This is a genomic window from Terrabacter sp. Root181 (assembly GCF_001428505.1).
Lineage (GTDB): Bacteria > Actinomycetota > Actinomycetes > Actinomycetales > Dermatophilaceae > Terrabacter.
In genome coordinates, this window is sequence record NZ_LMHU01000001.1 from 751,544 (window position 1) to 774,617 (window position 23,074).

Annotated in this window: 22 protein-coding genes and 2 pseudogenes; 8 read left to right on the forward strand and 16 right to left on the reverse strand. The window is 71.9% G+C overall.

Going from position 1 to position 23,074, the window contains the following annotated elements:
• Positions 1-44: 44 nt before the first annotated feature.
• A complete protein-coding gene (locus ASD90_RS03445; protein WP_056751672.1) occupies positions 45-428 on the forward strand; it encodes a VOC family protein in 384 nt (127 codons plus the stop codon).
• A gap of 22 nt (positions 429-450) precedes the next feature.
• On the opposite strand, the gene ASD90_RS03450 is transcribed toward ASD90_RS03445, so the two are convergent.
• The 6 genes from ASD90_RS03450 to ASD90_RS03475 all read right to left on the reverse strand — a co-directional run bounded on the left by ASD90_RS03450 (position 451) and on the right by ASD90_RS03475 (position 5,727).
• Positions 451-1,149 carry a TetR/AcrR family transcriptional regulator gene (locus ASD90_RS03450; RefSeq protein ID WP_056751675.1) on the reverse strand — a complete coding sequence of 233 codons (699 nt, stop codon included), beginning with the start codon at positions 1,147-1,149 and terminating at the stop codon, positions 451-453.
• A gap of 34 nt (positions 1,150-1,183) precedes the next feature.
• Entirely contained in the window at positions 1,184-2,221 is a 1,038-nt protein-coding gene (locus ASD90_RS03455) for a glycerophosphodiester phosphodiesterase family protein (protein ID WP_082588565.1), read from the reverse strand.
• Positions 2,222-2,234: 13 nt separating this feature from the next.
• A complete protein-coding gene (locus ASD90_RS03460; RefSeq protein WP_056754352.1) occupies positions 2,235-3,218 on the reverse strand; it encodes an L-lactate dehydrogenase in 984 nt (327 codons plus the stop codon).
• Between the two features lie 44 nt (positions 3,219-3,262).
• Positions 3,263-3,727, reverse strand: coding sequence for a MarR family winged helix-turn-helix transcriptional regulator (locus ASD90_RS03465; RefSeq protein WP_056751680.1), 465 nt, complete (start codon positions 3,725-3,727; stop codon positions 3,263-3,265).
• On the reverse strand, positions 3,724-4,173 hold the full coding sequence (locus ASD90_RS03470; RefSeq protein WP_056751683.1) for an EVE domain-containing protein: 450 nt from the start codon (positions 4,171-4,173) through the stop codon (positions 3,724-3,726). Before ASD90_RS03470 ends, ASD90_RS03465 begins: the two co-directional genes overlap by 4 nt.
• 198 nt (positions 4,174-4,371) lie before the next feature.
• Complete coding sequence (locus ASD90_RS03475; RefSeq protein WP_056751686.1) at positions 4,372-5,727, reverse strand: aspartate aminotransferase family protein; 1,356 nt, start codon at positions 5,725-5,727, stop codon at positions 4,372-4,374.
• A gap of 152 nt (positions 5,728-5,879) precedes the next feature.
• Here ASD90_RS03475 and ASD90_RS03480 point away from each other — a divergent pair, with 152 nt between their 5' ends.
• From ASD90_RS03480 to ASD90_RS22800, 3 genes and pseudogenes are all read left to right on the forward strand, one after another.
• Positions 5,880-7,262, forward strand: coding sequence for an FAD-binding oxidoreductase (locus ASD90_RS03480; RefSeq protein ID WP_056754355.1), 1,383 nt, complete (start codon positions 5,880-5,882; stop codon positions 7,260-7,262).
• 146 nt (positions 7,263-7,408) lie between these two features.
• Positions 7,409-7,846, forward strand: coding sequence for a VOC family protein (locus ASD90_RS03485; RefSeq protein WP_056754361.1), 438 nt, complete (start codon positions 7,409-7,411; stop codon positions 7,844-7,846).
• A gap of 25 nt (positions 7,847-7,871) precedes the next feature.
• A pseudogene (locus ASD90_RS22800) lies at positions 7,872-8,042 on the forward strand (4-oxalocrotonate tautomerase family protein); the annotation flags it as partial.
• A gap of 189 nt (positions 8,043-8,231) precedes the next feature.
• Here ASD90_RS22800 and ASD90_RS03490 read toward each other — a convergent pair.
• Positions 8,232-9,071: an alpha/beta fold hydrolase gene (locus ASD90_RS03490; protein WP_056751688.1), complete on the reverse strand. Its 840-nt coding sequence runs from the start codon at positions 9,069-9,071 to the stop codon at positions 8,232-8,234.
• A gap of 287 nt (positions 9,072-9,358) precedes the next feature.
• Here ASD90_RS03490 and ASD90_RS03495 point away from each other — a divergent pair, with 287 nt between their 5' ends.
• Complete coding sequence (locus ASD90_RS03495; RefSeq protein ID WP_157622970.1) at positions 9,359-9,907, forward strand: DUF1062 domain-containing protein; 549 nt, start codon at positions 9,359-9,361, stop codon at positions 9,905-9,907.
• Between the two features lie 510 nt (positions 9,908-10,417).
• Here the strand turns inward: ASD90_RS03495 and ASD90_RS03505 are convergent.
• From ASD90_RS03505 to ASD90_RS03535, 8 genes and pseudogenes are all read right to left on the reverse strand, one after another.
• Complete coding sequence (locus ASD90_RS03505; protein WP_056751694.1) at positions 10,418-11,245, reverse strand: LLM class flavin-dependent oxidoreductase; 828 nt, start codon at positions 11,243-11,245, stop codon at positions 10,418-10,420.
• A gap of 155 nt (positions 11,246-11,400) precedes the next feature.
• Complete coding sequence (locus ASD90_RS03510; protein ID WP_056751697.1) at positions 11,401-13,371, reverse strand: right-handed parallel beta-helix repeat-containing protein; 1,971 nt, start codon at positions 13,369-13,371, stop codon at positions 11,401-11,403.
• 132 nt (positions 13,372-13,503) lie between these two features.
• Positions 13,504-13,779 (reverse strand): annotated as a pseudogene (locus tag ASD90_RS22805) (NUDIX domain-containing protein); the annotation flags it as partial.
• A gap of 60 nt (positions 13,780-13,839) precedes the next feature.
• Positions 13,840-14,697, reverse strand: a complete 858-nt coding sequence (locus ASD90_RS03515) for a 2-phosphosulfolactate phosphatase (protein ID WP_056751700.1) — start codon at positions 14,695-14,697, stop codon at positions 13,840-13,842.
• Between the two features lie 21 nt (positions 14,698-14,718).
• Positions 14,719-15,522, reverse strand: coding sequence for a CAP domain-containing protein (locus tag ASD90_RS23895; RefSeq protein ID WP_056751703.1), 804 nt, complete (start codon positions 15,520-15,522; stop codon positions 14,719-14,721).
• A gap of 76 nt (positions 15,523-15,598) precedes the next feature.
• Positions 15,599-15,811: an MmcQ/YjbR family DNA-binding protein gene (locus ASD90_RS24665; protein ID WP_369793551.1), complete on the reverse strand. Its 213-nt coding sequence runs from the start codon at positions 15,809-15,811 to the stop codon at positions 15,599-15,601.
• Between the two features lie 232 nt (positions 15,812-16,043).
• On the reverse strand, positions 16,044-16,763 hold the full coding sequence (locus ASD90_RS03530) for a DsbA family oxidoreductase (protein WP_056751706.1): 720 nt from the start codon (positions 16,761-16,763) through the stop codon (positions 16,044-16,046).
• A gap of 85 nt (positions 16,764-16,848) precedes the next feature.
• Positions 16,849-17,688 carry an alpha/beta fold hydrolase gene (locus tag ASD90_RS03535; RefSeq protein ID WP_056751709.1) on the reverse strand — a complete coding sequence of 280 codons (840 nt, stop codon included), beginning with the start codon at positions 17,686-17,688 and terminating at the stop codon, positions 16,849-16,851.
• 115 nt (positions 17,689-17,803) lie between these two features.
• On the opposite strand from ASD90_RS03535, the gene ASD90_RS03540 reads away from it, so the two are divergent.
• The gene (locus tag ASD90_RS03540) at positions 17,804-19,504 is read left to right on the forward strand and encodes an alpha/beta-hydrolase family protein (RefSeq protein ID WP_056751713.1); all 1,701 of its coding nucleotides are present in this window, start codon (positions 17,804-17,806) and stop codon (positions 19,502-19,504) included.
• Positions 19,505-19,592: 88 nt separating this feature from the next.
• On the opposite strand, the gene ASD90_RS03545 is transcribed toward ASD90_RS03540, so the two are convergent.
• A complete protein-coding gene (locus ASD90_RS03545) occupies positions 19,593-20,429 on the reverse strand; it encodes a DUF3626 domain-containing protein (protein ID WP_235506370.1) in 837 nt (278 codons plus the stop codon).
• A gap of 94 nt (positions 20,430-20,523) precedes the next feature.
• On the opposite strand from ASD90_RS03545, the gene ASD90_RS03550 reads away from it, so the two are divergent.
• Both ASD90_RS03550 and ASD90_RS03555 read left to right on the forward strand, forming a co-directional pair.
• A complete protein-coding gene (locus tag ASD90_RS03550) occupies positions 20,524-21,264 on the forward strand; it encodes a dienelactone hydrolase family protein (RefSeq protein WP_056751719.1) in 741 nt (246 codons plus the stop codon).
• 88 nt (positions 21,265-21,352) lie between these two features.
• A complete protein-coding gene (locus tag ASD90_RS03555; RefSeq protein WP_056751721.1) occupies positions 21,353-23,068 on the forward strand; it encodes an alkaline phosphatase D family protein in 1,716 nt (571 codons plus the stop codon).
• Positions 23,069-23,074: the final 6 nt, after the last annotated feature.

Sequence of the window (23,074 nt, forward strand, 5' to 3'; positions counted from 1 at the left end):
ATGCCGTACGTTATTGTCCGTACACCGTACGGAAAGAGGTTCCCATGCCCGGCACGATCACCGGATTCGCCGTCTCGCTCAACGTCCCCGATCCCGACGCGTCCGCCGACTTCCTCGTCACCCACCTCGGTCACGTCGTCGAGATGCGCGACGACGGCTTCGTCTCGCTCCGGCACCCGGACGGTGGGTCGAACGTCATCTTCCTGCGCACCGGACTGCCGAGCTTCAAGCCGGCGGAGGTCGGCGGGTCGGCACGCGACGGGCTCCTGCTCGCCTTCGTCGTGGACGACCTCGATGCCCGGCACGAGCGGCTCGTGGCCGCCGGGGTCGACGTCGTCACGGCGCCTGAGACGGAGCCCTGGGGCGAGCGGTTCGTGCAGTACCGCGACCCCAACGGTCTCGTCGTGCAGCTCGTCCAGTGGGTCTGAGCCCGGCGCCGGGCCCTCGGGCTCAGCTCGCGCCGTCGGACAGGCCGAGACCGAGGTCGACCATGCGCACGAGGCGCGGGGCGAGCTCGTCGACGGCACCGGGCGGCAGGTCGCGCAGCGGCCCCTCGAGTGCGAGCATCGCCATGCCGTGAACGGCTGACCACGCGAGCAGCTCGGCGCCCGGCCGCTCGTCGTCGGACATGACCCCGGCGTCGACCATGGCGTCGAGGGAGTCGGCGAGCAGCTGGAAGGGGGTGCGGCCGCCGACGCCGGCCGCATCGGGGGACGCGGCCCGGCTGAGGTCGACGGGCACGGCGAACGCTGCGCGGAAGAGGCCCGGCTCGTCCATCGCGAAGCGCAGGTAGCCCACGCCCACCGCCCGGAAGCGGGCGCGGGCGCGCTGGCCGGTCTCGAGGTCGGCGGGGACGGCGTCCATCGTGGCGCTGATGACGTCCGCGGCCCGCGCCTGCGCGCGGGAGACCACCTCGCCGAGGAGGGCGTCGCGGTCGGCGAAATGGCGGTATGCCGCATTGGCCGAGACCCCGACGCGACGCGTCGCCTCCCGCAGGACGACCTTGTCGGGGCCACCCTCCCGGGCGAGGTCGGTGCCGGCCTCGAGCAGGGCCCGGCGCAGGTCGCCGTGGTGGTACGTCGCCCGTGCCGGCGGCGCGCCCGAGGGGTCGGGTGCCGGGTCGGCGTCGAAGGCGGCGGACGTGCTCACGGACCCATCATGCTCCGGGCCGTGCCTGCTGGTCTCACCCGGCTGCGGGATGGGACGGGGGTGTCGCGATGCCCCTGTGCGTCAGCACGGTGCGGAGCAGGTCGGGGCGGTTGGTGATGAGGCCGTCGACGCCGAGGTCGACGAGCCGTCCCATGCCTTCCTCGTCGTCGACCGTCCACGGCATTACGGCGAGTCTGGCGGCGTGGGCCGAGCGGACGAACGCGGCGTCGACGGGGAGGTCCTCGCGCGGTGAGATGGCCACGACCCCCGTGATGCCGGAGGCGGCGCGCACGACGTCGCCGTCCACGGCGTCGATGTCGAGGCCGCCGAGCCACGGCGACGCGCCCTCCTTGCCCCGCTCGAGGCGTTCCGGCGAGACGAGGGCGACGAGCCGGGCGTGGGGGGCGATGCGGTGCACCGTCGTCAGGCTCGCCCAGTCGAACGACTGGATCGTGACCCGGTCGGCCATGCCGCCCTCCTCGAGCACCGACCACACCTTCTCGGCGTAATGCTCGCGCGGGACGGTCAGGTCGAGGTCGTCCGCCTGGACCTTGATCTCGACGTTGAGACCGACGTCGTCGGCGCCGCGGTCGCGCAGCAGGTCGACGACCTCGCGGAGCTCGGGCACCCTGGCGCCCGGGACGGCGCGCTGGTCCGGGTAGTCGGGCGCCGGCTGGTAGCCGCAGTCGAGGGTGCGGACCTGCGCCAGCGTCAGCAGCCGAAAAGGCTTGCCGGAGTAAGGAAAAAGGTCGTCCGAGGCCTTGGCCGGCGTCGTGTCGCGGCACGTGTCGGGGTTGACCCGGTTGTCGTGGGCGACGACGACGGCCCCGTCGCGGGTGACCTGGGCGTCGAGCTCCAGGGTCGTGACGCCGAGGTCGAGCGCCCGTGAGAACGCGGCCAGCGTGTTCTCCGACGTCAGGGCCGCGCCGCCGCGGTGGGCCTGCAGGTCGAAGGTCCGGGCCAGCCTCGTCGAGGCGTCCGTGGGTGTGTCGCTGCCGGAACAGGCCGTCACGACGAGGCAGACCGCAACGCCGAGCGCCGCGAGAGCAGCCGGGCGCGAGCCCCGACGCATGCCGACCACGTCGTCAGAACCCGAAGCGGTGGGCGGTGTCGCGGACCGCGTCCGCCGACGCCCGCAGTCCCGACAGCTCGGCATCGGTCATCGGCACCTCGACCCGGTCGCCGACGCCGCCGGCGTGGACGATCGCCGGCACCGACAGGCACACGTCGCTGATGCCGTAGTAGTCGTCGAGGAGCGACGAGACGGGCAGGATGCGGCGCTCGTCGTAGAGGACCGCCTCGATGACCCGAGTGGCGGCGAGCCCGATCGCGTAGTTCGTCGCGCCCTTGCCCTCGATGACGCGGTAGGCCGACTGCACGACGTCCGTCGCGATGCGGTCGCGGGCCTCCTCGTCGAGGGCGATCCGTCCGTCCGACGTGCGCCACTGCAGCAGCGGCACGGAGCCGATCGTCGCGGACGACCAGAGCGGCAGCTCGGAGTCGCCGTGCTCGCCGATGACGTACGCGTGCACGCTCTGGGCCGCGACGCCCGTGTGCTCGGCGAGCAGGAAGCGCAGCCGCGACGAGTCGAGGACGGTGCCCGAGCCGAAGAGCCGCTCGGCGGGGAGGCCCGACACCTGGAGGGCGGCATAGGTCACGACGTCGACGGGGTTGGTCACCATGACGTGCACGGCATCGGGTGCCACCTCGACGAGTCGCGGGAGGATCGCCCGCATGATCCCGATGGTCGACTCGGCGAGGTCGAGCCGCGACTGGCCGGGCTTCTGCTTGGCGCCGGCGGTGAAGACGATGACGTCGGAGTCAGCGAGGACCTCGATGTCGTCGGACCCGTCGACGTGCGCCATCGGGACGAACTGGATGCCGTGGCTGAGGTCGAGCGCCTCGGCGCGCACCTTGGCGGCGTTGACGTCGAAGAGCGCGACGTTCTGGGCGACGCCACGCATCAACGCGGCATACGCCAGCGTGGCGCCGACGGCGCCCGCCCCGACGATCCCCAGCTTGGTCGTACGGCGGCGGCGCGTGCTGCCTGTCAGTGCATCCACGGTCATGGTCCGGTCCTCCGTCACTCGTCCACGTCGTCGGTGCGAGTGTGTCAGGCCGGGGGCCGCTCCGGGCCCGCCAGGCGGGCGAGGGCCGACACGAGTCCCGGAAGGTCGGGACCGGCGTCGGCGAAGAACGCCGCGTCGCAGTCCTCCACGGAGACGATCGCCGCATTGACGGTGTGCACGCCTGCCGGTGTGACGACGAGGTCGCGGGCGCGCGCGTCCGCCGGGTGGGGGCGGCGCTCGACCAGCCCCTTGGTCTCGAGGGCGCGCAGCACCTGCGAGGTCATCATGACGTCGGTCCTCGCGTGGGCGGCGAGGTCGCGCTGGGTGACCGGCTCGTCCCGTCCGCGCCGGAGCCACGTCAGCGAGGCCAGCAGGACGAACTGCGTGTGGGTCAGGTCGTGCGGCGCCAGGGCCTCGCGCACCATGGCCTGCCAGCGGTTGCCGACCCGCCAGAGCAGCAGGCCCGGGCTCTCGTCGGCCTCGGCGAAACGCGTCTGCAGGTCGCTCATGCGCGATGGGTCTCCGTCGGGGTCGGGGCAGGTGGCGGCGCGCCGGTCATGGCGGCCTCGATCAGGAGGAAGTCTGCCTCGTCGAGCGGGAGCAGGCCGCGGCGCAGCGCATAGCCCCAGTGCGGCGTGCTCGTCAGCAGGAGCCGGTCCTGCAGGTCCGCGATCAGCACGGGGTCTGCGCTGGCCCAGTCGACGCGGCGACGCCACGGGCGGAAGTCGCCCTCGTCGGCCTGCCAGATCTCGTCGTCGGCGATCCGACCGACGGCCGTGAACCGTCGGCAGGGGACGTCGCTGCCGAGCTCCTCCCGCGGCGAGTAGTAGACGAACCCGTCGCCGGCCGACATCCGCGCCAGACCCGGGCGGCGCCCGTGGTGGACCTGGGCGATGCCGAGACCGACGCCCCGGCGCACGTGGGCTGCCGACACGACGGCCAGCCAGTGCTTCACCGGGACGCCTGCGCGGTCGCGAGGAGGCCGATGACCTCGGGAGACACGGGGACCCGGGTGGAGAGGTGCGCGAGAGTGGTCATGACCCATAAACTAAGCGCGCTTATTAATTGTGTCAACACCTGGCCCGATGGCCGACCGGTCGTGCCGGTGCGAGGGCCGGGACGGCCGGGACGGCCGGGACGGCCGGGGGAGTGGCTATGAGAAGAGCTCGCGCAGGCACTCGCCGAACATCGTCGTGTGCGCCGCGACGTCTCTAGCCGTCGTCGCAGGACTCATCAGCGCCATGTTGTGGAACGGCGTGAGCAGGATGCCGCGGTTGAGGGCGTAGAGGTGGAGGTACTGCTGCAGCTCGAAGTCGTCGGCGTCGTGCGCCTCCTGGCCGTCGTGCGAGGGCCGCCCGGAGAAGTTGTACTCGGCTCGCGCGCCGAGCCGCGTCACGTGCCAGTCGGCCCCGGTCGCGTCGATGCCGGCCTGGACGCCGTCGGCCCACGCATCGGCGAGCGGCACCATGTGCTCGAACGCCTCGGCCGTCATGACGTGCTCGAGGGTGGCCTTCATGGCCGCCATCGACAGCCCGTTGCCGGCGAGCGTGCCGCCGATGCCGCCCACGTCGATGTCCTCCAGCTCGACGGAGCGGGCGATCCGGTCGGCGACGTCCTGGGTGAAGCCGAAGGTGCCGCAGGGGATGCCGCCACCGATGGACTTGCCGATGACGAGCATGTCCGGGGCGAGGCCGTGCGCCCCGGTGAAGCCACCGGGCCCGGCGCAGATCGTGTGCGTCTCGTCGTTGATGAGCAGCGCGCCATGGCGCGTCGCGAGCTCGCGCAGGCCCTCGTTGTATCCGGGGTCGGGCAGCACGATGCCGATGTTGGTCAGCGCCGGCTCGACGAGGATCGCCGCGACGTCGCCGTGGGCCAGGGCGCGCTCGAGCGCCTCGAGGTCGTTGAACTCGACGACCCGCGTCGTCTCCGACGTGTCGACCGGAGCCCCGATGTTGCTGCGCCGGTCGACCGTCGAGCCGTCCGGGCCCAACGTCGCGAACGCCTCGTCGACGGAGCCGTGGTAGCACCAGTTGTGCACGACGACCTTGCTCCGGCCGGTCAGGTGGCGGGCGTAGCGGATCGCGTGCCGGTTGGCGTCGGTCGCCGTCAGGGTGAACTGCCAGTAGGGCAGCCCGAATCGCTCGGCGAGACCCGTCGACACGGCGATCGCGTCCTCGGTGGGGAGCATGGTCGTGATCCCGCGCGAGAGCTGCCGCGTCACGGCCTCGACGGTCGGCGCGGGGGAGTGGCCCATCATCGCGCCCGTGTCGCCGAGGCAGAGGTCGACGTGGTCGATGCCGTCGACGCACGTGAAGTGGGCGCCCTCGGCGTGCTCGACGAAGACCGGGAAGTCGCCGGGCCACTTGACCATCCAGCTCATCGGGACGCCTCCGGGCATGTGCACCGCCGCCTGCTGCGCGAGGGCCCGGGACCGTGGCCGCGCCTCGGAGAAGGCTGCCCGCTCGCGCGCGTGCAGCTCGGCGAGACGCGCGCGGTCGACGGTGCTCATGTCCGCATCATGCCCCGGCGGACGACGCGGCGGAAGTGATTGCCCAAACCCCGCCAGGCCGCGGATTCCGAAGGTGTTGGAAGGGGATTCAAGCGAAAAGGCACAGGCTCGCAGGGCTTGCGGAGGGCCTGGAAGGTGGCATGATCCCGCCCATGCCCCCGAGTGGTTACCGCGGCCTGAGCCTCTGGCACGACACGATCGACGACATCGAGCCGCGCCCTTCGCTGACCACCGACGTCGACGTCGATGTCGCCGTCGTCGGGGCCGGCTACACGGGGCTGTGGACGGCATACCACCTCGTCACGGCCGACCCCACGATCCGGGTCGCGGTCATCGAGAAGGAGGTCGCCGGCTTCGGCGCCTCGGGCCGCAACGGCGGCTGGTGCTCAGCCCTCTTCCCCGCCTCGCTCAAGCGGATGGCTGCCGAGCGCGGCCGCGACGCGGCGGTGCGGATGCAGCACCTCCTGCACGACACGGTCGCCGACGTCGGCCGGATCGCCGACGCGGAGGGCATCGACTGCCACTTCGACCAGGGCGGCTACCTCTCCGTCGCACGCAACCCGGCCCAGCTCGAACGGGTCCGCGAGGAGGTCGCCGACCACCGCGAGTGGGGCTTCGGCGAGGACGACCACCGCCTCCTCGACGCACACGAGGTCACGGCGGTCGCCGGCGTCAGCGACGCTCTCGGGGGGTCGTTCACGCCCCACTGTGCGGCCATCCACCCGGCCCGTCTCGTGCGCGGTCTCGCCGACGCCGTCGAGCGGCGTGGCGTCGTCGTCCACGAGCGCACCCCGGCCGTCGACGTGCGCAGCCACCGCGTCGTCACGCCCCACGGCACGGTCCGCGCCGAGCACGTCGTCCTCGCGACCGAGGGCTACACGCCGACCGTCGCGGGGCGCCGCCGCGCCATCGCGCCCATCTACTCGCTCATGACGGCGACCGAGCCGCTGCCCGCCGACACGTGGGCGCAGATCGGCCTCGAGAAGCGCACGACCTTCGCCGACAACCGGCACCTGACGATCTATGGTCAGCGCACCCGCGACGGGCGGATCGCCTTCGGTGGCAGGGGCGCTCCCTACCACTACGCCTCCAAGGTCTCGCCGCTCTACGACCGCGACGAACGCGTCCACGGCGCGCTGCGTCGGATCCTCCTCGAGCTCTTCCCCGTGCTCGACGGCGTCGCCTTCACCCATGCCTGGGGTGGCAACCTCGGTGTGCCGCGCGACTGGTTCCCGTCCGTGCGCCACGACCGCCACACCGGTCTCGCCTTCGCCGGCGGCTACGTCGGTGACGGGGTCGCCACCTCGGCGCTCGCTGGACGCACGCTCGCCGCGATGATCCGCGGCGACGACCCCGAGGGTCTCGCCACGCTGCCGTGGGCGGGCCGCACGTCGCGCGACTGGGAGCCCGAGCCCCTCCGCTGGCTCGGCGTCAACGCCGTCACCGCGCTCATGAGCTCGGCCGACTGGTCGGAGCGGCGCACCGGCCGCCCGTCGCGCGCCGCCTCGGCCTTCTGGACGGCGCTCGGGCAGTAGCGGGCCCCGCCGGCCGTATGCCGTGTCCCCGCGGGCGCGGCCGAAACCCTTGCGCGCGCGGCCGGCCTTCGGTCTGTTGGTGTGGTCGTCGCAGTGATGCGCACTGAGCGGTCGGGCCACGCGCGTCGATCGGCAGCGTGCAGGGCATGCCCATCAAACTCGAGAACGTCGGCATCGCCGTCGACGACCTGGAAGCGACGATCGCCTTCTTCACCGACCTCGGGCTGACCGTCCTCGGTCGCGACACGGTCAGCGGTGAGTGGACCGACACCGCCGTGGGTCTCGACGGCAACCACGCCAAGATCGCCATGCTGCAGACGCCGGACGGCCACGGTCGCCTCGAGCTCTTCGAGTACATCCATCCCCAGGCCATCGAGACGACGCCCACCCGACCCAACGAGATCGGCATGCACCGGGTCGCCTTCTCCGTCGACGACATCGACGAGGCCCTCGAGGTCGCCGCGAGGCACGGCTGCCATCCGCTGCGCGGAGTGGCCACCTACGAGGACGTCTACAAGCTCACCTACGTGCGCGGCCCCAGCGGGATCATCGTGATGCTCGCCCAGGAGCTCAAGGCCGGCTGAGCCTGGGAGGCGCTTCTCCGGCCGCTCGATCGCGGCCAAGCGGGAGCTCTACCGACAGATCGTGGACCGACTCGCAGAGCACGACATCCCTCGGGCCCACGTTTCCATCCTCTTGCGGGAGAGCCCGCCCGGGAACTGGGGCGCGGGCGGAATCGCGGCAAGTGACTACGACCTGGGTTTCGACATCAACGTCTAGGAACTGTTCGCGGCATCACCGGATGAGCGGCTGTCCGTCCGAAGCGTCTGGACGCCGCGAGTCCCGTGACCCGGCGACTCACGCGAGGCACGATGCCTGCTCGAACGTACGTCGCGTGACGACGCGCACCGGAGCCATCGTCAACGCCTGCGGCGAGGGGGTTCGCAGGACCTGGTTCGGGTTGACGGGCTAGGTGAGGAACGCCCGCATCGCTGCGAGAACGTCGTCACGGCGGTCGATGAACAGGTAGTGGCTGGCGCGGAGCTCGATGACGCGAGCATTCGCCGTCTCCGCTGCGAAACGGTCACGACAGGCGACCCGCCAGATCGCCTCGGGCCCCTGCCACTGGTCCCCGAGGGCGTAGATGGCCAGCGCGGGTGCAGTGATGTCGGAGTAGGGGTGCCGGAACGCCTTGAGGGCCTGAACGAACGGCGCGGCGGCCGCGGCGGAGAACGTGTCGACCACCGACCCGTCCGCCTGGGTGTCCACGGTGGCGGGCAGCATGGCGTCAAGGGCAGGTCCCCGGATGTCGTCGGGGAGCAAGGAGTGGACGAAGTCGACGTAGTCCTCGTACGAGGCGAACCGGTCTGGGCCCGCGGCCTCTTCCGGCCACTCGGGTGTTGGGCTGTCGGCCCAGTCGTAGGCCCCGTCAAGGTAGACGACTCTCGCAACGCGTCCGGGATGGCGAGCGGCAAGGGCCGAGACCTCACCCCCTCCCATCGAGTGCCCCACGACGTGGGCACGCTCGATGCCCAGGCCGTCGAGGAGCCGTCGCGCGTCCTCGGCGGCGTCGGCGAGGGCGTGGCCGCTCTGGACCTGGTCGGTCAGCCCGTGCCCACGCCGGGTCAGGGCGAGCACCCGGAACCGGTCGCTCAAGTGCGGCGCGAGCTCCGCGAAGACGTGGGCGGTGCAGCCCAGGCCGGCCAGCAGCAGCAGCGGGTCTCCGTCGCCGCCCCAGTCCAGGTAGTGGAAGCGGACGCCGTCGAGGATGACGAACTGGTCGGAGGGTATGTCGATGGGACCCGGCACCCGGTGACCGTACCGCGACGGGCCCGGACGGAGACTGCCGCAGAGCGGATCACGACGGGGCGTTGTCCTGTCGCCCTCGTTGACGGCGCGGCTGGCGGCTTCCCTTCAGAAAAACCGTGGAGCCGCTCTTCCTCGCGCTGTTACGGTGCGGCCGCCCCCATCTCGATCACCGAGGACCTGCCGATGCACATCCTGTGAGACCTCTCGAGCGCTGATCCGTCGCGCGGCGCGCCTGCGCGCCGCGTTCCTTTCGCTTTCGAACTTCTCACGGGAACCGGTGTATCTCTGTGCCCAAGAGCTGGGTCGTCGTGCCCACCTGCCTGCCCACCATCGTCCGCCGCTGCCATAGGTGTGGTGCCGAGCGGTTCCGCGCGAACGGCAAGTTCCGCGTCAACGCACATCACAAGCTCCTCGACGCCTGGCTTCTCGCGCTCTGCGTCGTCTGCGGTGACACCACCAAGCTCACCGTGTTTGAGCGGATCAACGTCCGGTCGGTACGGCGTGGACTACTGGACCGGCTGCATCACAACGATCCCAGTCTGGCAGCCGAGCTGCTTCAGGATCCGGTCGTGCGGCGGCGTAACCGCATCGCTCTCGACTGGGACGATGCGTGGCGCCTCGACACCGGCGGACCGGACGATCCGGAAAACGTGCCGATCGATGTCGTGGTTCGCTTCGCGGCGCGGATCCCCGTCCGGCCAGTGCGGCTGATCGCTGAGGGTCTCGGGCTGTCGCGGGCTGAGGTCGAGAGGTTGGTCGCCGAGGAAGACCTCACATCTGCAGTCCACCTGGGCGGCAAGCGCTCTGGCGACTTCGCCTTTACGCTCAGGCGCTGAGTCCAGTACCTGTCCGCGGCCCAGGCGAAGACGCGGCCGCTCGTGGGGTCCCAGCCGCTCATTCCCCGACTCTAGAGCGACACCCGCGTACGAGCATCCGACAGGCGGCACGACCGATAGCGGCATGACCGGTCACCCCACACCGCTCCGCGCCAGGCAGGTGCATCACCAGGTCCGAATCGACATCGAGTTCAGCCTCCGGCTCAGCGCGGCAGGAGAGTGCGATCCCGTGGCCGTGTCGTCGTGCGCGGTGGGCCCGGGGCTATCGGCTGAGTCGAAGGTGTCTCGCGAACTGCTCGCCGGCGTACTCGGTGGCGTCTAGGAGAGCCGTGAACCCCCACGACTGCTGCGGCCCAAGCCCACGCCGGGGCTGGTCGACCCAGATGTCCGCCGCTCGACGAAGATCGGGAGGCGCGCTGGCAGCCACGCGGTCCAGGAAGGCCGGCCAGTCCCGGATGATCCACTGCCCTCCTTCACACCACACCCAAGGCTGGAGCGCACCAGTCGGGACTACCGTCCGGCCAGCTCGGCGACGACTGGGGCGAGAGCGTCACTGACGTCAGCTCCGAACACGAAGTACGAGAAGCCGATCTCCTCCCGTCGTCGCTGGATCTCCTCGGCAGCGGCCGCGGGGTCGTTGGGGAGATAGGCCAGCGAGTCTGCGGCCCGGACGGCGGCGGTGTCGAGGTCGGGCCCGGCCATGAACGGAGCGACCGAGTCACCGATCACGGGAACATGCAAGGCCAGCTCGACGTCGCGGTGGTTGTCGAAGCGCCGTACCCGTTGCGTCGACTCGACTCGTGACTCGATCTGCGGCATGACGAAGGTCACCGTGTCCGCGATGTCTGCAGCAAGCGCCTGCGCCTTGGGACCGGCCACGGCCATGGCGACGGGGGTGTGCCGGTCCGCACCATCAAGCTGCCGCAACGCCGTGACGACGTCACGCACGTGATCCGAGCGTCGGCTCGCTGAGTCGATCGGCAGGCCCAGTTCGCGGAGCTGCTCGGCGATGCCGGGCCGCCCGGTACCGATGCCCATCTCAAACCGGCCGTTCGTGAGCACCGACAGGGAGTGCGCCTCCCACGCGGTGGTCCACGCCGGCCGCACCGGAGAGGCGTACACCCAGGTGCCCACTCGCAGGTCGGTGAGGGTTGCCGCGACCGCCAGCGCCGGACCGGGCGCCGGCTGCCACTGCGGCACGTCGGGCATCAAGATCGTCGAGTAGCCACTGTCGGCCAGACGACGCAAGTGGTCTCGCCAGGTCGCCACGCCGCGGGTGATCGGAGCAACGACCCCGAACCGCAGCGGTCTGGTGGCGCTTCTCGAGGTGACTGACATGGCGATGATCCTCCTATGGCTGCCTGGTGCCGGCTTCTCGATCACTCAACGATCGGGACGCGACGGATCGGACAGTCAGGACAGCGCCCAGACCGGCCGCCTCGCTTCAGCGCCGTCCTTGCTCCGGCCAGCGCCACCTGCCGATGGCCCAGGGGTCACCACAGGCGGATGCGAGAGGTGCCTGACGACAAGGTGGCGATCGGGCCGGCCGGGTAGGACGCGTTCGGGCCCTTGCGCACCCCGAGGAGATCTCGGTCGATCGTCACGGGCGAGCCGTCACGCTCCTCGAAGTCCGCGTCGACGAACCGGACCCTGGGCAGGTCCGCGCCGGTGACGACGCCGACCTGGAGCCCGTCGAACGACTCGGGGAGGTCGGCGTCGAGGGAGACGGTGTCGCCCTCCTCGACGACTGTGAAGGATGCCGAGTCGAGTCGCAGCGGAGCGTCCTCAGCGGCATACGGGGTGGCCGCTCCGGCATACGCGTTGTGGTGGATGTAGACGGGCTGCGGCACGTCGGGGAAGCGGTTGTGGTCGCCCGGGGGCTGGGCGTCGATGAGCGCGAGGTAGTCCGCGAAGGTGGACGGGTGGCCGTCGTAGCCGGCGGTCCCGACCCAGGCGCCGTCGAAGGTGTGGGCGTCCGTGTTGTAGGCCGCGTCGATCTCACCGCCGGCGAACACGTTGCCGATCCAGCGGTCGTCGGCGCCGTAGATCACGGCGTAGCCGGCTACCTGAGTGCTGTGGGGACGGTGGTAGGGGGTGGCGCGGTCCATCACCCGGATCAGGCCGAGGGTGCCGCACACGAGGTTGCCGACGTAGGCGCCGCCCTGGCTGAAGGACTCGATCGAGACCGGTGAGGCCAGGACGTTGTGGTCGACGACATAGGGTCCGTGGCTCACCTCGACGAAGAGGTCGCGCGAGTTGCCGTAGAGGACGTTGCGCGCGACCCGGGTCCCCTGGGTCTGCCAGTCGAGCCAGATCCCGAGCGAGCAGGAGTGGATGCGGTTGTGGGTGATCTCCACGTCGATGGCCGCGTGCAGCTTGATGCCGGCGATCTCGTGCCCGTAGAACTCCCGCTTCAGGGCGATGCGGTGGATGTGGTTGTCCTCGATCGTGGAGAAGACACAGCCGAGATGGCCCGCGACGGCGCACTGCCCGCAGTCGTAGATCGTGTTGCGGCGGATGACGTGGGAGCCGATGTGCTCCTTGTCCCAGCCGATCTCCCTGGCGGAGAAGACGGACTCGAGCTGGTACTGGTAGCCGGGCTTGTCGCCGCGGTTCGTGTAGTTGTTGTCGCCCGTCGAGGCCTCCTTGCCGATGGAGATGGCGACGCACTTGGCGTCGTGGATGACGTTGTCCTCGATGACCCAGCCCTTGGCCCAGTTCGGCCCGATGAGTCCCGGCTGGTCCGCCGTCGGCGGGGCCCACGGTGTCGCCGCCTGGCACAGCTCGAAGCCGCGGACGGTGATGTAGTCGACGTGGTGCTCGGTGGGGTAGAACACGGACCGTCGGACGTTGATCTCGACGAGTCGCTCGTTCGGGTCCGCGTCGTGGAAGTTGGCCCAGATGGTGGTCGCGTCGGGGCCGACCTGGGCGTGCCACACGTACCGCGTCTGGTCGGCGTCGGGGACGGGGACCGTCTTCCTCGTCCAGTCGTCGGTGACCTCGTCGCGGCGGTCTGGGTGTGACACCTCATCGGGACTGCCCACCTCGTAGAAGCTGCGGCCGTCGAGGTACACGTCACCGAGGTGCTTGCGCTGACCAGCCTCGATGGGGCGGACCACCCAGTCGCCGACGACTTCCTCCGCGAAGGGGTTGAAGGAGCCGAACAGCTCGTTGGGCACGCGCACCGTCCAGACCCCACCGCCCACCTGCTGCCAGTCGGTCACCCGCTCGGAGCCCTTGATGACGACGTGCTCGCCCGGCGCCGCCTCGTAGGTGATGCGACGCGCGTCGCTCAGCCCGCCCCGAGGGGGTGCGACCAACTCGCGGTACTCGCCCTCGTGGACGACGACCCGGTCGCCGGGCCGCGCCAGCTCTGCGGCGCGGCCGATCGTGCGGAAGGGACGGGGCTCAGACCCGTCCGCCTGGTCGGAGCCGGTGGGGGCGACATGCAGCACGCTGGTCACGGCGGTGTGTCCTCTATGTCGAGCGGTGGCAGGAGGCGCCGGTCCGGTGGTCATGCGCCCGTCATGGGCTCGGACACGGCGTGCGATCGACACTACGCAGGTTGCACTCGGGGATGAGGATTTCGCGGTTCTTCATGGCGACCGCTTGCCCCTCGGAAGCAGAGGTCGCGCGATGGAGCAGCCAGTCTTCGTGAACCTCTTCCTCACGCCCGTTGTAGCGGTAGGTGTGCTGACGCGTCCATACGGGTTCGCCGCAGGCAGGTCCTCGAGCCCGGGCTCCTCAGCGGCTTCACGAACGGCTGCCTGCTGGGCCGTCTCACCTGGCTCGCGACCGCCGCCCACGGGGTACCAGCACTCCTCTGCGCTCAGGGGATCCCGCGAGTGGATCAGCAGTAGTCGCTCGTGTTCATCCCGAAGGACTCGAAGAGGGTCGCCCGTGAGGACTTAGTCGGGCTGCCTCCACGCACGTCAGTCCCGCTTCGCCACCTGTCCCGTGAAGGCCCCGTCCGTCAGCACGGGCACGACGTCGGACGCGTCCAGCTCGGCCGCGACCGCCACGTCATCGGGCCAGCCCTGCTCGACGAGCTCGCGACCGCTCGCGCACGCATGCAGCGCCTCGCCGATCCGGTCCTCCACGGCCAGCCACGTCGTGCCGGCGGCCTCGGCCTCGGGGCTGAGCAGGAGCGGACCGGCCCGGTGCTCGAGCCGGCCGGCCAAGGCGGCGATCACGGCGCCGGCGCCCCAGAGGTCCTCGACGGCGGGGCGCAGCGAACCGTCGGGCCACCGCTCGCCGGCGGGCACGACGACCACGGCGGGCTGGGCGCGTGGCCCGCCCGATCCGCCCGACCCGCCCGACCCGCCCGATCCGCGCGACGACTCCAGCCAGTCGACGAGCCAGGCAGCCACCGCGGAGCGGTTGCGCAGCGACGCTGCGACGACGTCCGCCCCGGCGCCGGCCAGGACGGCGCTGGTCGTCGAGCCGTTGGGTGAGGGCAGCACGAGGTCCCCGATCGGCCCTGCCGCGCGGATCGAGGACGGCGAGAGGCTGACCCCGCCGTCGACAGCGGTCGCCGACCGTGGCCGCGCCAGCGTCGCCCCCAGCCCGTCCGCGAAGGTCCGGGCCGACGCGTCCTTCCAGCGGTAGGGGTGCACCCGGGTACCGGCGTCCACGGCGACGGACACGCACGTCGTGAAGCTGAGGACGTCGACGACGACCGCACAGACGGGCGAACCCGCGGCGACGGCATACGCCGTGAGGTCCTCGGCCGCTCCGGGCCCCCAGTCGAGGCGGACGACGTGCCGGTCCTGCGAGTGCCACGGCATCATGGCATCCAACCTACGGGTGGCTCAGCCGCCGAACGTCTGGGTCCAGTACGTGCCGTACGAGCCGCCGGTCGCGTAGCCGACGCCGATGTCGCGGTAGGAGCAGGTGAGGATGTTCGCCCGGTGGCCGGGGCTCGCCATCCAGCCGCGCATGACGTCCTTGGCGCTCGTCTGGCCGGCCGCGATGTTCTCGGCGATGGCACCGCCCTGGTAGCCCGCGGCGCGGATGCGCTCGGCGAAGGTGACCCCGTCGGGGCTCGTGTGGGAGAAGTAGTCGCGGGTGGCCATGTCGTCGCTGTGGTCCTGCGCAGCGCGCCGCAGCGCGGCGTTCACCGACACCGGGCCGCAGCCGGCGCGCGACCGCTCGACGTTGACGAGGGCCACGACCTGCTGGGCGACGCCGGCCCGCGGTGGTGGCGCCGGCTTCGCCGGTGTGGCCGTCGGGCTCGTCGCGCTCGCCGTGCCGGACGGTCGCGCGGGGGCCGTACGCGTGCCCTCCGGTGCGGTGACGAGCGGTGCCGGGGCGCGAGTGGTCAGTGACGGCTGCGGCGACGTCGGGAGGGTCGACGAGGTCGCACCGGAGGCGCTCGGCGACGTGCCCGGAGACGTGGACGGGGTGCGGCCGGGCTCCGTGGCGTCGTCGACGCGGCTGCTCGGCGTGACCGCCGGCACCGACGGCGTGGACGGGGTCGACCCGTGTCCGGGGCGGAACCCGTCCGCCTCGTGCAGGATCGCGAAGCCACCCACGACGAGCACCGCGGATACCGTCAGGGTCACCACGGCGGCGCGCCGCGATCCCACGACCGCGGGATCGGTGTGCCGTCCCATGTGCACCTTTCGTCGACCCGGCGAGCGGTACCTTACGCGTCCCGCGGGTGCGGGTGCACCATGGGGAGCCCTCGGCTCAGTCGGTGTCGAGCTCTCGCACGAGTCGAGCCGGGGCCGTGAGGCGGTAGGAGGCGTCGACGAGCTCGGCCACCTCCTGCCAGTCGACCTCCTCCGGCGCGCCGCACGCGCGCAGGTCGAGCCCCACCCAGCCCGACGGGCCGAGGTAGGCCGGGTCGTAGAAGCGCTCGTCCCCGAGCAGAGCCGGCCGTTCGGCTGCGTCGGGCAGCACGAGGACCGACTGGCGGTGCGGCTCCGGGTCGTGGTCGCCTTCACGGTGCCGCCGTAGGTGACGAACACCTTCGTCGTGAAGAAGGTCGGGCGCCCGTGCGACACCTTCTCGTCGGCGCCGGGCAGCGCCAGGCAGATGTCGCGGACCCGGGTCAGGTAGGGGTCGGCGGCGTCGAACATCAGGGGGTGGGCCACCCGACCACGGTAGGGCCCCGTCCCCCGCCGGGAGGGTTTCAGGCGCCGCAGGCCCCGCCGCAGCCACCGGCGCCGCAGCCTCCACCGCACCCGCCGCCGACGGCGACCGGCTCGGGCACCTCGTGCCGCGTCGACCACGCGGTCTCGAGCGCCTGCGTGAAGACCTCGACGGGCTGCGCGCCGGAGACGCCGTACTTGCGGTCGAGGACGAAGAAGGGGACCGACTCGATGCCGAGCATCTTGGCGGTGGCCTCGTCGCTGCGCACGTGGTTGCCGTAGTCGTCCGACTCGAGCATCGTGCGCACGGCCTCGGCGTCGAGGCCGATCTCGGCGGCGAGGCGCACGAGGACCTCCCGGTCGCCGACCGCGAGGCCGTCGGTGAAGTAGGCGCGCATGAGCCGCTCGTGGGCGGCGTCGGCGAGCCCCTGCTCGGCGGCGAGGTGGACGACCCGGTGGGCGTCGAACGTGTTGCCGTAGCGGGCCTGCTCCCAGTTGAACTCGAGCCCGAGCTCGGAAGCCGCGGCAGCCATCGAGCGGTGCTGCGCGACGGCCTGCTCCCGCGTCGTGCCGTACTTGGCGGCGACGAGGTCGACGAGGGGGACGCCCGACACCGGCTCGGCGCCACGGTCGAGCTCGAAGCTGTGCCACGTCACCTCGACCTCGTCGGCGTGCGCGAACTGCGCCAGGGCCGCCTCGAGACGGCGCTTGCCGAGGTAGCAGAAGGGGCACACGATGTCGGACCAGATGTCGATCTTCACGGTCGTGCAACCTACCCGTGACCGGGCGTGTTCCCCGCATCGGGCGAGGCGTCCGTCACCCTCCGGGTGAGCGGGCGTATGCCGTTCAGCCGGCCCGGGCGACCCGGTGCAGGATCGCCGCGGCGGACTCCGCGTCGCGGGTCTCGGGCAGCCAGTGGCCCGCGTCGAGCTCGACGAGCTCGTAGTCGCCCGTCACGTGCTCGCGGGTCAGCTCGGCGGCGGTGCGGCCCAGGAACGGGTCGCGCGAGCCCCAGACGTAGGTCGTCGGCACGGCGACGCGGTGCGCGGAGACGCCGGAGTGCCGGGCGGCGCGGTACCAGTTGATCGGACCGGTGAGCGCGTCGGCGTGGGCCAGCCGGACGGCATACCTCGTCCGGTCGGCGGTCGGGAGGCCCGAGCGGGCCATCAGCCGGTCGAAGCGGGCGGCCAGGGCCCGCTCGGGGAGGCGCGGCACCTGGAAGGCCGCCATGTACCAGGACTTCCGCTTCTGCTCGGTGCCGGAGCTCCACGCGCGCGACATGGCCGCCGGGTGCGGCGTCGACAGGACGGTCAGTGACGCGATGCGCGTCGGGTGGTTGCCCGCGACGAGCCACGCGACGGCGCCGCCCCAGTCGTGGCCGACCAGGTGGACCCGCTCGCGACCGGAGGCCTCGATGAGACCGAGGACGTCGGCGACGAGCTCGTCGAGGCGGTAGGCGTCCCGGTCGGCCGGGCTGGCCGTGGGGCAGTAGCCGCGCTGGTCCGGGGCGAGGGTGCGCAGGCCCGCCTCGTGCAGCCGGGCGGAGACGCGGTCCCAGCTCGTGCGGTCGGTCGGGAAGCCGTGGAGGAGCACGACGACCTCACCACCCAGCGGACCTCCGTCGGTCACGTCGAAGCGCAGCCCGTCCCGGCCGAAGGACGTGATCCGCTCGTCGAGGGCTCGCATGCCCCCATCGTGCCCCGGCGGGCCGAGGAGCGCCCGACCGGGTGCTCGGGTCAGGGTCATCACCTAGGGGCCAAACCCGAGGCGGCGTGACAGGGCGGCGACCTACTGTGGAGCCATGCCCGACGTGTCCGACCAGCGCATCCAGCCCGGCGCGGGCCGGGCCTGGTGGCACGTGTCGCGCACCGGGCTCTTCTTCGGCGCCGCCTACTTCCTCACCTCGATGGCCCCGAGCCTGCTGCCGCGCACGTGGTACTACCAGGGCCTCATCAGCGGGCTCTGCGTGGTGGCCGGCTATGCGCTCGGCGTCGTCGTCGCGTGGGTCGTGCGCCGGGTGGCGCGCCTCATCGACCTGCGCGTCACCGTCAGCGGCGAGGCACGGCACTGGCTGCTCGTCGCCGCCCCGGTCTTCGGGGCCGTCGCGGTCCTCGGCCTCACGGTCGCCAACGTGCGCTCGCAGGCGCGCACGGCGGCGTTCGTCGAGCTCACGCCCCTCGACCCGTTCGACTGGGCCCTGGCGCTCGCGCTCGCGGCCCTCGTGGCCGTCCTCTTCCTCGCCGTCGCCCGGGGTCTGCGCGGTGCGACGCGCCAGCTCGCCGAGGCCGCGGGCCACGTGCTGCCCAAGACCATCGCGACCCTCATCGCCGTCGTCGTCGTGGCCCTGGCCACGGCGTGGGTGACCGACAGCGTGCTCTTCCACCAGGGCATGCAGGCCTTCGCCGGCGTCGCCGCCAAGGTCAACACCGCTCCGACCGGCCGAGCCGCGCCGACGTTGCCGCTCCGCTCGGGCGGGCCGGGGTCGCTCGAGTCGTGGGACAGCCTCGGCTACCAGGGCCAGATGTTCGTCACGAGCGCGCCGACGGCCGCGCAGATCACGGCGGCGACCGACCGTGGCGCGATCGAGCCGATCCGGGTCTATGCCGGCCGGACGCCCGACCGCACGGTCTCCGACGTCGCCGATGCCGTGGTCGCCGAGCTCAAGCGCACCAACGCCTTCAACCGCCGCGTGCTGGCGGTGTTCACGACGACGGGCACCGGCTGGGTCGACGACTGGTCCGCCCAGTCCGTCGAGTACCTCAGCAACGGCGACAGCGCGATCGCCGCGATGCAGTACTCCTACCTGCCCAGCGCGATGTCGATGATGACCGACCGTGACACCCCGCGCGAGGCGGGCAAGGCCCTCTTCGACAAGGTGTATGCCGTGTGGCGCACGCTGCCGGCCGACGACCGTCCGCAGCTCGTCGTCGGCGGGGAGTCGCTCGGCTCCTACGGCGGGCAGGCGGCCTTCAAGGACGCCGACGACATGCTGGCCCGCGCGCAGGGCGGGGTGTGGGTCGGCACGCCGAGCTTCACCGACATCGCGGCGTCGCTGACGGCCCGGCGCAACGAGGGGTCGCCCGAGATCGTGCCGGTCGTCGACGCGGGCCTGCACATCCGCTTCGCGGCGAGCGGCGACCAGCTGACCCACGACTACTACGGGCGCGACTACGGCGCGTGGGACTTCCCGCGCTTCGTCTACGCCCAGCACGCGTCCGACCCCGTCGTCTGGTGGAACCCCGCCTTGCTCGGCGCCGAGCCCGACTGGCTCCGCGAGCCGCGGGGTCGCGACGTCAACCCCGACGTCACGTGGATCCCCTTCGTGACGTTCTGGCAGCTGACCACCGACATGGCCGTCGGGCACGACCCGCCGGACGGCTACGGCCACCGCTACGGCCCCGAGCTCGTCCCGGCGTGGGGGTCGGTGCTCGGCGGGTCGCCCACCGACGACTACTCGAAGCTCGTCGCCGGCATCGAGGAGACGGTCAACCGGGTCGAGTGACCGCGGCTCCCCGCTTCTCGTCGACACCCCGACGTCCGTCGGTGACGACGGTGGTGACGACCGTCGTCACCGGCGAGGCGAGCACGCCTCAGGCAGAGGCGGATCCGAACCGCGCGACGTAGTGCCAGACCCGCTTGAGGGCCTGCTCGTCGTACCGACCCGTCCGTGACGCGTCCCCGAGGACCTGCGGCGTGACGACGCCGTCCACGGCGAGTGCCACGCCGAGGGCGACGTGCTCCGGGCCGCGGTAGTCGGGGTGGGCGCGCAGCGTCGCGACGTCGAGGCAGTATCCCGGGTGCCACTCGACGGGCACCCCGAGGCGGTGGGCATCGGCCTCGACGCCGGTGCCGCGGTAGCAGGGGTCGAGCACGAGTGCCTCGACGTCGGTCGACAGGGCGACCACGCCGTGGACGTGCGCCTCGACGTAGTCGTCGAGGAGGTCGTGGTCGGCGGAGTCGGCGAGGGCGCCGAGCGCGAAGGCCGTTGCGGTGCCGAAGTGCTCGGGCTCGAAGACGCTGTCGGGGAAGCAGAACGTCGTCCGCTCGAGCGTGTGCGCGGCGAGCCTCACGTGCGCCGACCCGAAGCGCGGCGCCGCGCCGTACGGACGGCGGTGCAAGTCGAGCGCGCCGTACTTCGGCCGCAGGGCCGGCTCGGCCCCGTCGTAGGCACCGCCGAAGATCCTGCTCTCCCAGCGCCACCGGTCACCGCCGGGGTGTGCCGTCAGCCCGCCGTTGCTCGTCCCGGTCTCGAACTGGGAGCGGTAGACGCCGTCGCGGGCCATGACGGCGAGAACAGGCTCGCCGCGCACGAGCCGGTCCGGGTGGAAGTTGAGGGTGACGCGCAGCGTCGGGTCGAGGGCCGGCCCGGCCGAGAGCCCGCGGACGTGCGCGATCGCGCGCCGGACGGCATACGGCTGCGAGGTCACGGGCCACATCCTCACATCCGCGCCTCGCCTCGCGGCGGCGTCCGCGGGGACCCTGACACGCGGCACCCTCCGGGTCACGGGGTAGGAATGGTGCATGGGCACGATGATCGACCTCCCCGAGCACGACCTCACCGCCTACCGGGCCGACCCCACCGGAGCGCCGCGCGGCGCGGTGGTCGTGATCCAGGAGATCTGGGGCCTGGCCGACCACATCAAGGACGTCGCCGACCGCGTCGCTGCCCAAGGCTACGTCGCCGTCGCTCCCGACCTGCTCGGGCACGTCGGTCTGACTCCCGAGGTGGGCGCCCGGATCTTCGAGCTGATGTCCAGCGCGTCGGAGGAGGACCGGCTCGCCGCGCAGCCGCAGATGCGCGCTGCGACGACCCCCGCCCGGCAGCCGGAGTTCGCCGCGTGGGCGGTGCCCGCCCTGCGTGCCGTCGTCGACTCCCTCGTCGCCGAGCCCGGCGTCGACGGCCGGGTGGGCGTCATCGGCTTCTGCTTCGGGGGGACGTACGCGTTCGCCCTCGCGGCCGCCGACCCGCGGCTGCGCGCTGCGGTGCCCTTCTACGGGAGCTTCCCCGAGAACGCCGACCCCGCCACGATCGGCTGCCCCGTCCTCGCCTTCTACGGCGAGGACGACCACGGCATCACCGACGGGGTGCCCGAGCTCGAGTCGCGCCTGGAGCAGGCGGGCGTCGACTTCACGGCGCGGGTCTACCACGGCGTCGGGCACGCCTTCTTCAACGACACCTCGCCGTCGAAGTACCACGCCGAGGTCGCCGCCGACGCGTGGGAGCGGACGCTGGCCTTCCTCGACGAGCACCTGCCCTCATGACCTCCCCACCCCGCCGGGCGGGGCCTGCCACAGGGTTCCCACCGGTCTTTCGTCCCACGGGCACACCCGCGTGCGGTAGGCCTGTGGGATGACCGACACCGCCACAGCGCCGGACCCCGGCAACCCGCTCGTGCTCGGCCCCATGCTGCGCTACATCGGCGAGACGGACGCGACCGTCTGGGTCGAGGCCTCCGGCCCCGGAGTTGTCACCGTGCACACCGACGGTCGCGACTGGACCGCTCCGACGTTCATCGTCAAGGGGCACCACTACGCGCTCGTGGTCGTCGACGGCCTCGAGCCGGGCGGGTCGTGGGACTACACCGTCAGCATCGACGACACCCCGGTCTGGCCCGAGCCGGACAGCGCCTTCCCGCCACCGCGCATCCGCACCATCGACCGCGGCCGGCCCACCCGCCTGCTCTTCGGCTCGTGCCGTACCACGGTGCCGCACGACCGCGAGGGCCACCGCACCAACGGCGTCGACGCCCTGCGGACCCTCGCGCTCGCCCTCGCGCGGGGCGAGGAGGAGTGGCCCGACCTCGTGGCCTTCCTCGGCGACCAGGTCTACGCCGACGAGACGTCGGAGGCGATGCGCGAGTTCATCGCCGCCCGGCGGGACATCACCGAGCCGCCGGGCGAGGAGATCAAGGACTACGAGGAGTACGCCCACCTCTACCAGCTCGCCTGGGGCGACGCCGCGAACCGGTGGCTGTTGTCGACGGTGCCGAGCTGCATGATCTTCGACGACCACGACATCCGCGACGACTGGAACACGTCCTGGACCTGGCACGAGGAGATCAACCGGACGCCGTGGTGGCACGAGCGCCTGATGGGCGGTCTGTCGTCGTACTGGGTCTACCAGCACATCGGCAACCTCTCGCCGTCGCAGCTCGCCGACGACGAGATCTATGCCCGGGTGCTCGAGGCCGCCGGCGAGCGCGCTGGGGACCCGACGGTGGGTGAGCTCGACCTGACCGAGGCCGTCTTCGACCTCTCGCGCCGGTCGGACCGCCACCCCGAGGTCTACCGCTGGAGCTTCCGGCGCGACCTCGGCGACGTCCGCCTCGTCGTCGTCGACTCGCGGGCCGCTCGAGTCCTCGAGCCGAAGCACCGCTCGATGCTCGACCCCGACGAGATGCGCTGGCTCGACGAGCAGCTGACGGGCGACGTCGAGCACCTGCTCATCGGCACGTCCCTGCCGTTCATGCTCCCGCCCGGCCTGCACGACCTCGAGGCGATCGACGAGGTGCTCGCCATGGGCACCCACGGACGTGTCATCGCCGACCGGGCCGAGAAGGTCCGGCAGTCCATCGACCTCGAGCACTGGGCCGCCTTCAACGACGGGTTCGTCGAGGTGTTCGACACCGTCATGCAGGTGGCGCGGGGTGAGCGCGGCGCGGCTCCGGCGAGCGTCGTCTTCCTCTCCGGCGACGTCCACAACTCCTACGTCGCCGAGGTCGTCGACGCGAGGACCCGCCACGGCGCGACCTCGCGCATCATCCAGGCCGTCTGCTCGCCGATCCGCAACCCCATGCCGCGGATGGTGCGCGTCATGATGTCCGCCTTCGCCCGCGGGCTCGTGGGTCCCATGCGGTTCGTCGCCGAGCACTCGAAGCGCGTGCCCGACCCTGCCTACCCGTGGGTGGTCACCGACGGGCCGTGGTTCGACAACTGCCTCGCCGAGCTCACGGTCCAGGGCCGGGACCTGTCGATCGTCTGGCGGGGCGGCGAGATCCGCGACGGCGACGACGCCCACCCGGTGCTGACGACCGTGTCCAGCGTGCGCCTCCCGGCAGCAGGCTGACGGGCC

Coding starts and splice junctions, on each gene's coding strand:
- ASD90_RS03445 (WP_056751672.1), top strand. CDS start 45: ATGCCCGGCACGATCACCGGATTCGCCGTCTCGCTCAACGTCCCCGAT.
- ASD90_RS03455 (WP_082588565.1), bottom strand. CDS start 2,221: ATGCGTCGGGGCTCGCGCCCGGCTGCTCTCGCGGCGCTCGGCGTTGCG.
- ASD90_RS03460 (WP_056754352.1), bottom strand. CDS start 3,218: ATGACCGTGGATGCACTGACAGGCAGCACGCGCCGCCGCCGTACGACC.
- ASD90_RS03465 (WP_056751680.1), bottom strand. CDS start 3,727: ATGAGCGACCTGCAGACGCGTTTCGCCGAGGCCGACGAGAGCCCGGGC.
- ASD90_RS03475 (WP_056751686.1), bottom strand. CDS start 5,727: ATGAGCACCGTCGACCGCGCGCGTCTCGCCGAGCTGCACGCGCGCGAG.
- ASD90_RS03480 (WP_056754355.1), top strand. CDS start 5,880: ATGCCCCCGAGTGGTTACCGCGGCCTGAGCCTCTGGCACGACACGATC.
- ASD90_RS03485 (WP_056754361.1), top strand. CDS start 7,409: ATGCCCATCAAACTCGAGAACGTCGGCATCGCCGTCGACGACCTGGAA.
- ASD90_RS03505 (WP_056751694.1), bottom strand. CDS start 11,245: ATGTCAGTCACCTCGAGAAGCGCCACCAGACCGCTGCGGTTCGGGGTC.
- ASD90_RS03515 (WP_056751700.1), bottom strand. CDS start 14,697: ATGATGCCGTGGCACTCGCAGGACCGGCACGTCGTCCGCCTCGACTGG.
- ASD90_RS23895 (WP_056751703.1), bottom strand. CDS start 15,522: ATGGGACGGCACACCGATCCCGCGGTCGTGGGATCGCGGCGCGCCGCC.
- ASD90_RS03535 (WP_056751709.1), bottom strand. CDS start 17,688: ATGCGAGCCCTCGACGAGCGGATCACGTCCTTCGGCCGGGACGGGCTG.
- ASD90_RS03540 (WP_056751713.1), top strand. CDS start 17,804: ATGCCCGACGTGTCCGACCAGCGCATCCAGCCCGGCGCGGGCCGGGCC.
- ASD90_RS03550 (WP_056751719.1), top strand. CDS start 20,524: ATGGGCACGATGATCGACCTCCCCGAGCACGACCTCACCGCCTACCGG.
- ASD90_RS03555 (WP_056751721.1), top strand. CDS start 21,353: ATGACCGACACCGCCACAGCGCCGGACCCCGGCAACCCGCTCGTGCTC.